Here is a 13,290-nt window from a genome sequence, read left to right on the forward strand (position 1 = left end):
CGACAGCTTTTCCCTGCTGGGCGGGGTGAACTTCGGCATCGAAACCGTGCCGCTGGGATTGACGGTCGCGACGGTCGCGGTGTTCTGGTGGCGCTACCACGTGCCCTTCGCCATGGCGTTGATGGCAGCGGCGGCGTTCGGAATGCTCCTGTCCGTCCTGGGGGCGGCGTCCGGCAGGTCGGTCACCCTGTCGGAGGTCTTCCTTTTGTCAGCGGATGGTCAGTTCGCCTGGGGCACCTTGATCTTTGGCCTGGCCCTTTTCGCACTGGCGATGCGGTTCGACATGTCCGATCCGCACCGCATGACGCTGCGGTCCGCCAACGGGTTCTGGCTGCATGTCATCGCGGCCCCCGCCATCGTGAACACCGTCGCACTGACCCTGCTGCAATCGGACGGCGGCGCGGCCCTGTCCCTGCTGGTCCTGGTTCTGATCGGGGTCGCGGTCGTGGCGGTGATCATCGACCGACGCTCTTTTCTGATTTCGGCCGTCGGTTATACCGTCGCCATCATCTCCTCTGCGTCGGAGGGGGACACGATCGCCGTTGCAATCCTGATCCTGGGCGTGGGGCTCGTGGGGCTGGGGGCGGGGTGGCAGACAGTGCGCGCGGGTCTGATGGGCGGTGTCCCCGCCCGGTTGCGCCACCGCCTGCCCCCGTCGCGTTAACCGCCCAACTTGGCCATGCCGAGGGGGACGTTGTACTGCTCGCACCAGATCCAGACCTCATTGTATTGGCTGGGGTCGATGCCGGCGGGAATGGTGTAGCTCGACGCGCCCGACGTGTTCTTCAACAAACCCATAAGGGTGCTGGCGTCGTATCCGTCGCGGCCCAGCGCGACCTTGGGATCGGGCGCGTTCCCGAAACGGAAATCATCCAGCAGGTTGACCTGATCGCCCGCCACCTCGGCGGTGCCCGAAATGCCGTAGCGTGCGGCCCCGGTAAAGGTCCCAAGGCGGCCGTGGCCCCCGGCGAAGATGGGAACCGCACTTGCTGCGACAAGGCCGCCTGCGGTCAGGGACATAAAGGAACGACGGTTCATGGAATTCTCCGGGTGTGGGCGTCTGATGCAGACTGCGCGACGCCTGCGGTATCTGCATAGCCCACCCCACGCGCACGTGAGCATCGTTGCGTTTCCGTGAACGGCGCTTAGGTAGGGAGAGACCTATCCGGAGTGCCACATGACCGACCTGACCCCGCGCGAGATCGTATCCGAACTCGACCGTTTCATCATCGGGCAAAAGGATGCGAAGCGGGCCGTATCGGTGGCCCTGCGCAACCGTTGGCGGCGCAAGCAGCTGGGCGACGATCTGCGCGACGAGGTCTATCCCAAGAACATCCTGATGATCGGCCCCACCGGCGTCGGCAAGACCGAGATCAGCCGCCGTCTGGCCAAGCTGGCGCGCGCGCCGTTCCTGAAGGTCGAGGCGACGAAATTCACCGAAGTCGGATACGTCGGGCGTGACGTCGAACAGATCATCCGCGATCTGGTCGATGCCGCCATTGCGATGGTGCGCGAACAAATGCGCGAGGATGTGAAATCCAAGGCCCACGGCGCCGCCGAAGACCGGGTGATCGAAGCGCTGGCCGGGACGGATGCGCGCGAAGGCACGCGCGAAAGTTTCCGCAAAAAGCTGCGCTCCGGGGAGTTGGACGACAAGATCATCGAACTGGAGGTGGCGGATACCTCGAACCCCATGGGCATGGCGATCCCGGGTCAGCCGGGCATGGACCAGATGGCCAACCTTGGCGATCTGTTCGGCAAGATGATGCAGCGCAAGGTCAAGAAGCGGATGACCGTCGCCGCCTCCTATGAGTTGCTGATCGACGAGGAGGCCGACAATCTGCTGGATGATGAGGCCGTCAAGCGCGAGGCGGTGCGATCGGTGGAGCAGAACGGCATCGTCTTCATCGACGAGATCGACAAGGTCGCCACCCGAAAGGACGTGCGCGGCGGCGATGTCAGCCGCGAGGGCGTGCAGCGCGACCTGCTGCCGCTGATCGAAGGCACGGTGGTGTCCACCAAGCATGGCACGGTCAAGACCGATCACATCCTGTTCATCGCCAGCGGGGCGTTCCACATCGCCAAACCGTCGGATCTGCTGCCAGAATTGCAGGGCCGCCTGCCCATCCGGGTGGAGCTGCGCGCCCTGACCGAGGAGGATTTCGTCCGCATCCTTACAGAGACCGACAATGCGCTGACGCGGCAGTACACGGCGCTGATGGCGACCGAGAAGGTGACCGTCACCTTCACCGACGAGGGCATTGCCGCTTTGGCGCGTATCGCCGCGCAGGTGAACGAAAGCGTGGAGAACATCGGCGCGCGCAGACTCTATACGGTGCTGGAGCGTGTGTTCGAGGAGCTGTCCTTCGACGCCCCTGACAAACCGGGCACCGAAGTCACCATCGACGCCGCCTTCGTCGAGGCGCAGCTGGGTGAACTCGCGCGGTCCACCGACCTGTCCCGCTACGTGCTCTGAGGCGTTGACGGGCCCCGCCGCCTATCTGGGTTTTCTGCGCGAAAACGCGGCGTTTCTGTCGGCCGGCGTTCTGATCTGCTTCACGTCCAGCTATGGTCAGACGTTCTTCATCTCCCTGTTCGCGGCCGACATCATGCGCGATTTCGATCTCTCGGATGGGGATTGGGGCCTTGTCTACACGGTGGCGACGACCCTTTCAGCCGGGTTGATGGTCTTTGCCGGTGGCCTGACCGACCGGCTTCGCGTCCGCCAGTTGGCCATGGTCGCGGCTATCGGGCTGGCCCTTGCCTGCCTCTCGATGGCCAGCGTGTCGGGGGCCGCCGCGCTTACCACGACAGTGCTGGCCCTGCGCCTGTTCGGACAGGGCCTGATGAGCCACATTTCAGCCGTCGCCATGTCGCGTTGGTTCATCGCAACCCGCGGCAAGGCGCTGTCGATCTCCTCCATGGGGTTCGCCCTGGGGCAGGCCACCCTTCCGATCGTCTTCGTCGCGCTGCTGGCGGTGTTCGACTGGCGCGTGCTGTGGGTCGGCGCCGCCGGTCTGGTCCTGATGTCGATGCCCGTCACGCTGCGCCTTTTGCGCGCCGAGCGGACGCCGCAGTCGCTGGCCACCGAAGCATCGGCGGTCGGGATGGACGGTCGGCATTGGACCCGCGGGGCAATGCTGCGGCATTGGCTTTTCTGGATGCTGATCCCCCTACTGTTGGGGCCGCCCGCCTTCGGCACCGCGCTGTTCTTCCACCAGGTTCATCTGACGGACGTGAAGGGGTGGGATCTGCTGGACTACGTGGCCTTGATGCCGATCTTCACGATCGTTTCCGTCTCTGTGACGTTCGCGTCCGGCGCGTTGATCGACCGGTTCGGGACCGGCGTTTTGATCGCGATCTATCTGCTGCCCTTTGCGGCGGCCTTCGTCCTGATCGGCGCGGCGTCATCGCTTGTCGGGGCGGCGGTCGGACTGATGGTGCTGGGGATCGGGACGGGGGCACAGGCGACGGTGCCGACGGCGTTCTGGGCCGAATACTATGGCACGCGGCACCTCGGCTCGCTCAAGGCAATGGCCGTGGCGATCATGGTGCTGGGGTCCGCCATCGGGCCGGGCCTGACCGGACTCCTGATCGACAAGGGATTCGATTTTCCCGCCCAGATGCCGGCGATCGCCGCGTACTTCCTATTGTCGGCGATCTTGGCGGCGGCGGCGGTTTTACGAGCCAGAAAGGCTCTAACGCCGCAGATAGACATAATAGGCGCCTGATCCCCCGTGGGACCGATGCGCCTCCGTCACCTGCAAAACCAGCGACGACAACGGGGCCAGCCGCAACCACTGCGGCACCTGATGTTTCAGCACGCCAAGCCGGGTCGGGATCGGCCCGTGATCTGGCTTTACCTTGCCCTTGCCGGTCACCACAATCACCAGACGCTTACCGTCGGCCTGCGCAGACAGGATAAACCGGGTCAACGCGGGATGCGCGACGTCCAGCGTCATGCCGTGCAGGTCCAGCTTGGCTTCGGGCCTCAATTTCCCCGCCCGCATCCGCTGGTGCGTCTTGGCATCCATCCGAAGGGGTGCCTTGTTCACCTGATCGGAAATCGACGGCATCAGCGCGTGACCGGACGTCTGCGGTCTGGCCCGACTGCCCATCTCGAAGGGCGCGACATAGCGGGGGCGTTGCGGTTTCGGCATCGGCGACGCACCTGCGGCGGGCGGTTCGGGGTCGGGCCGATCCGGATGCAGGGGATCGGCGGTCCGGCGATACCGGGACCACACCTCCCGGTCTTCGGAACTCAGCCCGCGCCGCCGCTTCATCGGCGCACCAAGGGGACGAACCGACCTGTCTGATTCAACGCGCCCGCCAAAGCACCCGCCGCCTCCCCCGATCCAAAGAACAGATCGGCCCGCCCGGATCCCCGGATCGCGGATCCGGTGTCTTGCGCGATGCAAAGCCGGGCGTGTCCCGCCACTTCGACCCAAACGGGAGTGCCAAGCGGCGTATGCGCCGGGTCGACCGCCAGGCTGCGCAAGGCCGTGACAGGACACAGCGTGCCCATCGGCCCGCCCGACGCGTCGGTTTCGCAAAACATCACATAACTCGGGTTTTCGTTCATCACCGCAATGCCCCGCGCCACGTCGACGCGCAGCCAGGCCTTCAACGCGTCAGCGGTGATGTCCGACCCGAAGATCCCTCGATCGGTCAGCAGCTTGCCAATCGACACATAGGGCTGTCCGTTCCGGCCGGCATAGCCCACGCGCATCATCGACCCATCGGTCAGCCGCAGACGACCCGACCCCTGAACCTGAAGGAAGAACCGATCAACCGGATCGCGAAGCCAAGCAATCTCGTGCCCGATCAAGTCACCCTCGACCCGCGCACGCGGGGTGCTGACCCCATCGGGCGGCAAAGCATGGATGGGGCAAGGAAATTGGTCGGTCCGCGTGCGTGACGCGTCCAGCTCCGGCTCATAATATCCGGTGAAATGGCCCGTCAGGTCGGCTCCGGGCCGGAAAGTCGTTTCGAACCATGACCGCGCATCACCCTGCGGAATGGTCGCGTCGCCAAGGCGCATTGCCGCCATCGCGGCATCCAGATCGTCGGCGTCCCAGCCGTTCAGATCGGCAAACGAAAGCCGCCCCGGTGCGGGGGCGGCATCTGTCTTGGCCGACGGGGTCACGTCACTCGCCCGTGGCGACCAATTTCCAGTTCGGATCGCCGGTGCCCATCTTGCGCGCAAAGGTCCAGATGTCGCGCTGCTTCTTGATGGCGTTGGCGTCGCCTTCGACGACGGTCCCTTCGGCATCCTTTACCACGCTGGTCAGTTCACAGACGAACCGCAGGGTGATCTGCGCGTCACGCGTGTCTTCGTCGAAGGTGGCGTTGCGCACGGTCGTCTCGCGGACACCGATGAAACTTGCGTGGACCTTGAGGCCCTTGTCTTCCCGATCGGCAACGCCAGACAAGAATGCCTCGTAAACGTCTTCCGACAGGAACGGCTGAACCTCGGCCAGGTCGCCGTTCTCAAAGGCCATCAAGATCATTTCGTACGCCTGGCGCGCGCCGCCGACGAACTCGCTGACCGAAAAACCCGGTTCGACCTTCTTCATTGCGGCAAGCGCTTCGGCGTCGTCGCTGCCTTCGTCGACGAAGTCGGTGATGTCGCGGTCGGGGCCCCCTTCGATCACTTCGAAATCGCGGCGCACGCCATCGCTGTCGGGTACGGGCGTGATCTGCGGTTTTTCGAACCCGGTGCGCGTTCCCAAAACGTTTTTGAGCTTTAGCACGAGGAACAGGGCAATCCCGGCAAGGACGAGAAGTTGTATCACGGCGTCGTTCATCCTTTTCTCCGGCACGGTCGGGTCTTGGTATCCCGCCTGAGCCACATATGTAAGTCCGAGGGGGCGTCAAGGAAAGGCGAACCGCCGATCGAGGAGTTCATCATGCCGCTGCTGGCCCTGTTTATCATCGTGCCGATCGTGGAAATCGCCCTGTTCATACAAGTCGGCGGCTTTTTGGGACTTTGGCCGACGCTGGCAATCGTCATCGTGACCGCCATGGCGGGAACCTATCTGGTAAAGCGTCAGGGCCTGGCGGAGATTGCGCGACTCCAGAACTCCCTGAATACGCTGGACAATCCGACGCGACCCTTGGCGCATGGCGCGATGATCCTTGCCTCGGGCCTGCTGTTGCTGACGCCGGGGTTCTTTACCGACGCGGTCGGGTTCCTGTTGCTGATCCCGCAGGTCCGCGACAAGGTGATGCAGGCCGTGCGAAAGCGCATAAACGTCGAATCCTTTACCGTAGGCCCGCAACAATCCCCCCCGCCGCATCCCGATGACGACATCGTGGAGGCGGAATACGTCGAGGTTCCACCACAGGACGGTCCTTCGGGCTGGACCCGGCGCTAGCCGTCGTTGGTGCCGTGTTGTGACGCGGTGCATCGTCTGTTAGGCGAAATCGACCTTTTTTCAGACCCGAGGACACGACCACATGGCCGACAAGGACCAGACCACCAAGACCGAGAACGGTGCCGACACGCCCACGCCGAACGGTGCCGCCCAGCCGCAGCAGATGCCGCAGACACAGGTCCTGGGCCAGTTCATCCGCGATCTGTCGTTCGAGAACGTCGCCATCCAAAAGGGCGTGAAGATGGAAGGCCAGCCAGACATCAACGTCCAGGTCGGGCTTGAAGCCAAGAAACGCAGCACCGAAGGCCAATACGAAGTCGCGGTGAAGTTGAACGTGACGGCCAAGATGAAAGACAACGACGACATCGTCTTCGCGATGGAGCTGGATTACGCTGGCGTCTTCGCGATTTCGAACGTGCCCGAAAACCAGATGCACCCCTATCTGATGATCGAATGCCCGCGTCTGCTGTTCCCGTTCCTGCGCCGCATCGTCTCGGACGTATCGCGCGATGGGGGGTTCCCGCCGCTGAACCTCGAGAATATCGATTTCGTGACGCTCTACCGCAACGAGCTGACCCGCCGCGCGCAAAGCGAAGGCGAGGCTACGACACCGTCCTGATCAGACGACGAACGACATTTCATAGAAAACCCGGTGCGACGCGCCGGGTTTTTTCGTGTCAGCGCCTTTTCCAAAGGGCTGCGTCGCCAAGTGTGTCCACGAAGGCGCGATGCGCCGCAGCCTCGGCTTCGGTCACCCGCGATGGCAGCGGCGATGGGCGGGCGCGCGGCTTCCACTCCCCCGACGCCGACTGAACGCCCGCAGATTGGCTGACCAGAGACATCGTGGGCTGCCGCCCGCCGATCAACTCCAGATACACTTCTGCCAAGATCTCGGAATCGAGCAGCGCGCCGTGCTTGACCCGCGCGGTGTTGTCGATGCCGAACCGGCGGCACAGCGCGTCGAGGGACGCGGGCGAGCCGGGAAACTTCGATCGCGCGATGGCCAGTGTGTCGATGGACCGATCCATGTGCATGACCGGCAGGCCCATCCACTTCAGCTCCGCATTCAGGAATTTCATGTCAAACGCGGCGTTGTGGATCACCAGCTTGGCGTCGCCGATAAAGTCGAGGAACGCCTGACCGACCTGCTTGAAGACGGGAAAATCCTTGAGGAAGTCATCGCCCAGCCCGTGCACCTGAAATGCTCCGTCGGGCATGGACCGTTCGGGGTTGATGTACTGGTGGTATTCCTTGCCGGTGCGCACATGATTGATCAGTTCGATCGCACCGATTTCCACGATGCGGTCGCCGGACTCAGGCTCGAACCCGGTGGTTTCGGTGTCGAGGACAATTTCCCTCATGTCAGCTCCTCCACGATACGGTCGACGGCGGCACGGGCGGTCTCCATGTCCGTCGTCTCGATGATGTAGTCGGCGCGGGCGCGCTTGTCAGCATCGGGCATCTGGCGCGATAGGATCAGATCGACCTCTGACGGTGTCATGGTGCCACGCTCCAAGATCCGCGCGCGTTGGGTGTCGGCATCGACCGTGACGACGGCGATCCTGTCGCAAGCGTCGGCCGTTCCCGTCTCGAACAAGAGCGGCACGTCCCAGACGACAAGGGTATCCGCGCGGTTCCGCATCCAGCGCGCACGGTCCGCCGCCACGAGGGGGTGCACGATCGTGTTCAAATCGTCCAGCGCCGTGTCGGGCTGCGCATTGATTGCGGCGCGCAGGGCCGCGCGGTCGATCGTGTCACCCTTGCGCACACCGGGAAATCGCGCGGCCACGGGGGCGATCGCCGCCCCGCCGGGCGCATAGAGGGCATGGACGACCGCATCCGCGTCCCAGACGGCAATGCCCCGATCCCGGAACATCTGCGCCGTCGTGGACTTGCCCATCCCGATCGACCCGGTCAGGCCCAAAATCACGCCAAAACCGCCCGTCGCAGCGCATCGTCGACTGTCGGGGTGTGGCCGAACCACCGTTCGAACCCCGGAACGGCCTGATGCAGAAGCATGCCCAGCCCGTCGGCCACCTTGGCCCCCCGCAGCTGCGCATCGTGCAGCAACGGTGTCGTCAGCGGCGCGTAGACGATGTCAGTGACCGTCGTATCGGGCTGCAGGCCAGCCAGGTCGAAATGGAGCGGCGGTTGACCCGTCATTCCAAGGCTGGTCGTGTTGATCAACAACCTGTGGTCGGACAGGGCTGCCGGCGCTTCATCCCAGTCGATCGTCGTGACGCGCCCGTCGAACAGATCGGCCAACGCCGCGGCCCGCGTCGTCGTGCGGTTAGCGATGGTAACCTGCGGCGTTCCCGCATCAAGCAGCGCAGCGACGATCCCCCGCGCGGCGCCCCCGGCCCCCAGGACGAGGGCGGCAGCGTCGGTGTCCCGGTCAGGAACCTGTTGATCCAGGTTGGCGATGAAGCCGAACCCGTCGGTATTGTCGGCCAGAATGCGCCCATCATCCGCAAAGGTCAGCGTGTTGGCGGCCTGCACTGCACGCGCGCGATCCGTCACATCGTCGGCAAGATGAAACACGGCTTCTTTGTGGGGAATCGTACAGTTGAGACCGCGAAAGCCAAGATCGGGCAGAAGTCGGAGCGTCGCCTGCAGATTTTCGGGCGTCACGTGCAAAGGCACGTAATGGCCGTCGATGCCGTAGCGATGCAGCCAATGCCCGTGCAGACGTGGCGAGCGGCTTTGCGCAATCGGATCGCCGATGACACCTGCCAAGACGGTCATGTCGCAAGATCCCCGCGATTGGCCAGAAAATCGATCAACGGCAGCAGGGGCAGGCCCAGCACGGCGAAGTAATCTCCCTCGACCCGGTGGAACAACCGCGCTCCCTCCCCCTCCAGCGTGTAGCTTCCTGCGGAATGCCGGATGACGTCCCAGTTCCGGGCTACGTAATCCTCGATGTAGGCACGGCTCGACGCGCGCATCGTCATTCGGACCGTTGCGACATGCCGCCAGATCGGCTTGCCGTCTTCGGCCACGACCGCGGCACTGTGCAGACGATGCGATCCGCCGGTCAGCGCCGTGAGCTGTGCGATGGCCTCTTCCGGCGACGTCGGTTTGGATACCAGCGTCCCATCGTGATCCAATATTTGATCACAGCCCAGGACCAGCCCGCCGTCGCGGATCCTGAGGGCCTTCAGCTCGGCCAAGGCGTCGGCAATGCTACGCGGGGGATGTCCTTCGGCCAGCAACGCCTCCTTCACCATCGCCTCGTCCACGCGCGGGGGGCGTGCCTCGAACGGGATCGCCGCGTTGCGCAGCAGATCCTGACGGGTGCGGGAGGTGGAAGCGAGAATCAGCATGGCACGTGGTTTGGCAACTCTGGGGACAAGGGGGCGAACAACCCGGTGTGAAAACCTGTGACAGGATTGGACCCTGCCGAACCTGAGGACAAGTCGCCGGTTTTCGGCAGGTCCCGTCGAAGTTTTCCGGCCCGGTCAAAGCGCCGTCGTGGCTGTGGGGCGTATGAGTTGTCGGTGGGTCGTATCGCCATATTCCCCAAGACGTTCCACAGGCATAGGCCCTGTGCGGGTTCATGTTGACCTGTTTTTCCTCAGACCCCAGGGACGCGGCATCAATCACGACAGCACGCTGTGCAAGGATTCAGGAGCAAGATTCTATCCCCGATATCCACGCCCCCTACTATCAACTTCATCCTTTCTTGAATCTTTCTTTAAGATAGGAAGACAGGGAAATGAGGGGGGCACATGGCCGATCTGTATCTCTGGCTGAAAGCCGGTCACGTGATCTCCGTCATCGCGTGGATGGCTGGAATATTCTACCTGCCAAGGCTGTTCGTCTATCACGCGGAACAAGCGGGTACGGTGCCGCAGATGGTCCCGGTGCTGGAGACGATGGAGCGGCGGCTGCTCAAGGCGATCATGACGCCGGCGATGATCGCAACATGGGTCTTTGGCCTATCCATCGTGGGGATGGGCGGCATTGACTGGGGCGCGGCCTGGCCGTGGATCAAGGCGGCCTGCGTCGTTGCCATGACCGTCTTCCACATGTGGTGCGCCGGAGAGCGCAAGCGGCTGGCATGCGGCGAGATGAAGACGGGTCGAACTTATCGGTTGATGAACGAGGTGCCGACGGTGCTGATGATCGTCATCGTGATTTCGGTCATCGTGCGGCCCTTCTGATTGACTTGCGCGGCCCCTCTGGTTAGGTCCCTGCCACCGATGGATCGTCCTGGTCCGAAAATCGGTTTTCGAAATTTCCGACGTGGCCGCACCCCAATGGGTCGATCGGCCTGTCCCCTGCAGAGAGCAGCTCCATGCCCGACGACAATTCACCCGACAATGTGCAGCCCGACGGCGCGATGGAACAGCTGAACCTGCGTGACTTGAAGGCGATGTCGCCCAAGGCCCTCGTCGATATGGCTGAAGAGCTTGAGATCGAGAATGCCTCGACCATGCGCAAAGGGGAGATGATGTTCTCCATCCTGCGCGAGCGGGCGGACGAAGGCTGGGAAATCTCGGGTGAAGGCGTCCTGGAGGTCCTGCAGGACGGGTTCGGATTCCTACGCTCGCCCGAGGCGAATTATCTGTCGGGGCCTGACGACATCTATGTCTCACCCGAGGTCATTCGCCAGCATTCGCTGCGCACTGGCGATACGGTAGACGGAATTATCCAAGCCCCTGAAGAGACAGAGAATTACTTCGCCCTGACCAAGGTCACGTCGATCAACTTCGCGGACCCGGAGATGGCCAAGCACAAGGTCAGCTTCGACAACCTGACGCCGCTGTACCCCGATGACCGCTTCGACATGGAAAGCCAGGATCCGACTGTGAAGGACCGCTCTGGTCGGATCATCGATCTGGTTGCCCCCATCGGGAAGGGCCAGCGATCCCTGATCGTGGCACCGCCGCGTACGGGTAAGACGGTGCTGTTGCAGAACATCGCCAAGTCGATCGAGAACAACCACCCCGATTGCTATCTGATGGTCCTGCTGATCGACGAACGCCCCGAGGAAGTGACCGACATGCAGCGGTCGGTGAAGGGAGAGGTGGTGTCGTCCACATTTGACGAGCCGCCCACCCGTCACGTCGCCGTCGCCGAGATGGTGATCGAGAAGGCCAAACGTCTGGTAGAGCATAAGCGGGACGTCGTGATCTTGCTGGACTCGATCACGCGCCTGGGTCGTGCCTACAATACCGTGGTCCCCTCGTCCGGCAAGGTTTTGACCGGCGGTGTCGACGCAAACGCGTTGCAACGGCCAAAACGGTTTTTCGGTGCCGCCCGGAATATCGAGGAAGGCGGGTCGCTGACCATTATCGCGACGGCCCTGATCGACACGGGCAGCCGGATGGACGAGGTGATTTTCGAAGAGTTCAAGGGCACCGGTAACAGCGAGATAGTGCTGGACCGCAAGGTTGCCGACAAACGCGTGTTCCCCGCCATGGACATCCTGAAGTCCGGGACGCGGAAAGAGGAACTGCTGGTCGATCCCAAGAACTTGCAGAAGACGTTCGTTTTGCGGCGGATCTTGAACCCGATGGGCACAACCGATGCCGTCGAGTTCCTGATCGGCAAGCTCAAGCAGACGAAGACCAATTCGGATTTCTTCGACTCCATGAATTCCTGACCCGGAGGATCACAGGGTGGAGGATACGATCTTTGCCCTGGCCACCGCACAGGGAAAGGCAGGCGTTGCGATTGTCCGGATATCGGGGTCGCGGGCGCTCGATGTTCTTGAAAGTCTCGGGGCCAAGGCGCCGCCCCCGCGTGGCAGCCGCCTGACGCTTCTGCGAGATGCTGACGGAGAGATCCTGGACCACGCGCTGACACTGTTCTTTGCAGAGGGGGCGAGTTTCACCGGTGAAAACGTCGTGGAGTTGCACCTGCACGGCAGTGTCGCGGTTGTTCGTGCCGTGCTGCGCACCCTGGGCAACGGCGGCATCGCCCGGATGGCGGAGCCGGGGGAATTCACACGCCGGGCGCTGATGAACGGCCAGCTGGACCTGACGCAGGTTCAGGGTCTGGGCGATGTCATCGAGGCTGAGACGGAAGGCCAGCGCAAACATGCGATGCGCGTCATGGGCGGCGAGGTTGCGGAACGGATCGGCAGATGGCGTCGCGACTTGGTTCGCGCGATCGCCCTGACGGAAGCGACGATCGATTTTGCCGACGAAGACGTACCGGAGGACGTGTCGCACGAAGTTCGCGCATTGGTGACGAAGACGCGAGATGCGATCGATCAGGAACTGACAACCGCTGGCGGAGTTGCGCGGCTGAAGTCCGGGTTCGAGGTAGCATTGATCGGCGCGCCAAACGCCGGGAAATCGACGTTACTGAACGCGCTTACGAAATCCGATGCTGCGATTGTTACAGATGTAGCTGGTACGACTCGCGATATTGTTGAAGTTAGACTTGATATCAATGGGTTACCCGTCACACTATTAGACACGGCTGGGTTGCGTGAAACAGATGATAAGGTCGAGAGAATTGGGGTTGAACGGGCTTTGGCACGGGCCACCAGGGCCGACATGCGCATCTTGCTGTATGAAGATGATATTCCGCCGCTTTGGCCAATTGATAAACATGCCGATGACATGATCGTCCGAACGAAGGGCGACTTATCCGGTGATCACGACGCTATAAGTGCCCATGATGGTCGCGGGTTGAACGAGCTTCTTGCGAAGATTGGTGAACGGCTTAGTTGCCGCATCGCCGACACGGGGCTGATATCGACGGAACGCGATCAGATTGCACTAAGGGCGGCACTGAGCGACTTGGACACCGTTCTTGCAAACCTCGACTTCGATGACCCGGATTTGATTGCGCTGCGCTTGCGGGATGCCGCTACAAGTTTGCAGGGCATCATTGGTGGGGTTGATGTCGAACAGATATTGGATGAAGTCTTTTCTTCATTCTGTATCGGAAAATAGGA

At 62.6% G+C, this 13,290-nt stretch carries 15 protein-coding genes and 1 pseudogene; 8 read left to right on the plus strand and 8 right to left on the minus strand.

The genetic code is table 11. The annotated features are described in order from the left end of the window. Positions 1-664: pseudogene (locus tag JDO7802_RS05805) on the plus strand (hypothetical protein); the annotation flags it as partial. On the opposite strand, the gene JDO7802_RS05810 reads toward JDO7802_RS05805, so the two are convergent. Next, on the minus strand, positions 661-1,038 hold the full coding sequence (locus tag JDO7802_RS05810) for a DM13 domain-containing protein (RefSeq protein ID WP_187298099.1): 378 nt from the start codon (positions 1,036-1,038) through the stop codon (positions 661-663). The pseudogene JDO7802_RS05805 and the gene JDO7802_RS05810 overlap by 4 nt on opposite strands. A gap of 139 nt (positions 1,039-1,177) precedes the next feature. Between JDO7802_RS05810 and hslU the strand changes: the two genes are divergently transcribed. Both hslU and JDO7802_RS05820 read left to right on the plus strand, forming a co-directional pair. Beyond that, positions 1,178-2,476: an ATP-dependent protease ATPase subunit HslU gene (gene hslU, locus JDO7802_RS05815; protein ID WP_055083571.1), complete on the plus strand. Its 1,299-nt coding sequence runs from the start codon at positions 1,178-1,180 to the stop codon at positions 2,474-2,476. Between the two features lie 4 nt (positions 2,477-2,480). Continuing rightward, complete coding sequence (locus tag JDO7802_RS05820; protein ID WP_055083573.1) at positions 2,481-3,731, plus strand: MFS transporter; 1,251 nt, start codon at positions 2,481-2,483, stop codon at positions 3,729-3,731. Here the strand turns inward: JDO7802_RS05820 and JDO7802_RS05825 are convergent. From JDO7802_RS05825 to JDO7802_RS05835, 3 genes are read right to left on the minus strand one after another with little or no spacing between them, the layout of a single operon-like run. Further along, positions 3,699-4,283 (minus strand): Smr/MutS family protein, encoded by a 585-nt coding sequence (locus tag JDO7802_RS05825; protein ID WP_055083575.1) that lies wholly within the window; start codon positions 4,281-4,283, stop codon positions 3,699-3,701. The two genes, JDO7802_RS05820 and JDO7802_RS05825, sit on opposite strands and share 33 nt — an antisense overlap. Next, the gene (locus tag JDO7802_RS05830; RefSeq protein WP_055083577.1) at positions 4,280-5,146 is read right to left on the minus strand and encodes an MltA domain-containing protein; all 867 of its coding nucleotides are present in this window, start codon (positions 5,144-5,146) and stop codon (positions 4,280-4,282) included. Before JDO7802_RS05830 ends, JDO7802_RS05825 begins: the two co-directional genes overlap by 4 nt. 1 nt (position 5,147) lies before the next feature. Next, positions 5,148-5,807 (minus strand): Tim44/TimA family putative adaptor protein, encoded by a 660-nt coding sequence (locus JDO7802_RS05835; protein ID WP_055083579.1) that lies wholly within the window; start codon positions 5,805-5,807, stop codon positions 5,148-5,150. A 102-nt stretch (positions 5,808-5,909) separates the two neighbouring features. On the opposite strand from JDO7802_RS05835, the gene JDO7802_RS05840 reads away from it, so the two are divergent. Then, a complete protein-coding gene (locus tag JDO7802_RS05840; RefSeq protein WP_055083581.1) occupies positions 5,910-6,377 on the plus strand; it encodes an FxsA family protein in 468 nt (155 codons plus the stop codon). An 82-nt stretch (positions 6,378-6,459) separates the two neighbouring features. Next, on the plus strand, positions 6,460-6,996 hold the full coding sequence (secB, locus tag JDO7802_RS05845) for a protein-export chaperone SecB (RefSeq protein WP_083481041.1): 537 nt from the start codon (positions 6,460-6,462) through the stop codon (positions 6,994-6,996). 58 nt (positions 6,997-7,054) lie between these two features. Here the strand turns inward: secB and dnaQ are convergent, their stop codons facing one another. The 4 genes from dnaQ to JDO7802_RS05865 are packed head-to-tail and all read right to left on the minus strand — an operon-like array spanning position 7,055 to position 9,700. Further along, entirely contained in the window at positions 7,055-7,738 is a 684-nt protein-coding gene (gene dnaQ, locus JDO7802_RS05850) for a DNA polymerase III subunit epsilon (protein ID WP_055083583.1), read from the minus strand. Next, on the minus strand, positions 7,735-8,307 hold the full coding sequence (gene coaE, locus JDO7802_RS05855; protein WP_245624126.1) for a dephospho-CoA kinase: 573 nt from the start codon (positions 8,305-8,307) through the stop codon (positions 7,735-7,737). The genes dnaQ and coaE overlap by 4 nt, the downstream gene beginning before the upstream one ends. Beyond that, positions 8,304-9,122 (minus strand): shikimate dehydrogenase, encoded by an 819-nt coding sequence (locus JDO7802_RS05860; protein WP_055083586.1) that lies wholly within the window; start codon positions 9,120-9,122, stop codon positions 8,304-8,306. Before JDO7802_RS05860 ends, coaE begins: the two co-directional genes overlap by 4 nt. Next, positions 9,119-9,700: a Maf family protein gene (locus JDO7802_RS05865; RefSeq protein ID WP_055083587.1), complete on the minus strand. Its 582-nt coding sequence runs from the start codon at positions 9,698-9,700 to the stop codon at positions 9,119-9,121. Before JDO7802_RS05865 ends, JDO7802_RS05860 begins: the two co-directional genes overlap by 4 nt. Before the next feature lie 405 nt (positions 9,701-10,105). On the opposite strand from JDO7802_RS05865, the gene hemJ reads away from it, so the two are divergent. The 3 genes from hemJ to mnmE all read left to right on the plus strand — a co-directional run bounded on the left by hemJ (position 10,106) and on the right by mnmE (position 13,288). Next, complete coding sequence (gene hemJ, locus JDO7802_RS05870) at positions 10,106-10,540, plus strand: protoporphyrinogen oxidase HemJ (RefSeq protein ID WP_055083589.1); 435 nt, start codon at positions 10,106-10,108, stop codon at positions 10,538-10,540. Positions 10,541-10,674: 134 nt separating this feature from the next. Next, positions 10,675-11,985, plus strand: a complete 1,311-nt coding sequence (rho, locus tag JDO7802_RS05875) for a transcription termination factor Rho (protein WP_245624127.1) — start codon at positions 10,675-10,677, stop codon at positions 11,983-11,985. Between the two features lie 16 nt (positions 11,986-12,001). Beyond that, positions 12,002-13,288: a tRNA uridine-5-carboxymethylaminomethyl(34) synthesis GTPase MnmE gene (gene mnmE, locus JDO7802_RS05880; RefSeq protein ID WP_055083591.1), complete on the plus strand. Its 1,287-nt coding sequence runs from the start codon at positions 12,002-12,004 to the stop codon at positions 13,286-13,288. Positions 13,289-13,290: the final 2 nt, after the last annotated feature.

Source organism: Jannaschia donghaensis, assembly GCF_001403795.1.
GTDB classification, from domain to species: domain Bacteria; phylum Pseudomonadota; class Alphaproteobacteria; order Rhodobacterales; family Rhodobacteraceae; genus Jannaschia; species Jannaschia donghaensis.

Excerpts from the sequence above, each read along its gene's own strand:
- JDO7802_RS05810 (WP_187298099.1), bottom strand. The coding sequence starts at position 1,038 with ATGAACCGTCGTTCCTTTATGTCCCTGACCGCAGGCGGCCTTGTCGCA.
- hslU (WP_055083571.1), top strand. The coding sequence starts at position 1,178 with ATGACCGACCTGACCCCGCGCGAGATCGTATCCGAACTCGACCGTTTC.
- JDO7802_RS05825 (WP_055083575.1), bottom strand. The coding sequence starts at position 4,283 with ATGAAGCGGCGGCGCGGGCTGAGTTCCGAAGACCGGGAGGTGTGGTCC.
- JDO7802_RS05835 (WP_055083579.1), bottom strand. The coding sequence starts at position 5,807 with ATGAACGACGCCGTGATACAACTTCTCGTCCTTGCCGGGATTGCCCTG.
- JDO7802_RS05840 (WP_055083581.1), top strand. The coding sequence starts at position 5,910 with ATGCCGCTGCTGGCCCTGTTTATCATCGTGCCGATCGTGGAAATCGCC.
- secB (WP_083481041.1), top strand. The coding sequence starts at position 6,460 with ATGGCCGACAAGGACCAGACCACCAAGACCGAGAACGGTGCCGACACG.
- dnaQ (WP_055083583.1), bottom strand. The coding sequence starts at position 7,738 with ATGAGGGAAATTGTCCTCGACACCGAAACCACCGGGTTCGAGCCTGAG.
- JDO7802_RS05860 (WP_055083586.1), bottom strand. The coding sequence starts at position 9,122 with ATGACCGTCTTGGCAGGTGTCATCGGCGATCCGATTGCGCAAAGCCGC.
- JDO7802_RS05865 (WP_055083587.1), bottom strand. The coding sequence starts at position 9,700 with ATGCTGATTCTCGCTTCCACCTCCCGCACCCGTCAGGATCTGCTGCGC.
- hemJ (WP_055083589.1), top strand. The coding sequence starts at position 10,106 with ATGGCCGATCTGTATCTCTGGCTGAAAGCCGGTCACGTGATCTCCGTC.
- rho (WP_245624127.1), top strand. The coding sequence starts at position 10,675 with ATGCCCGACGACAATTCACCCGACAATGTGCAGCCCGACGGCGCGATG.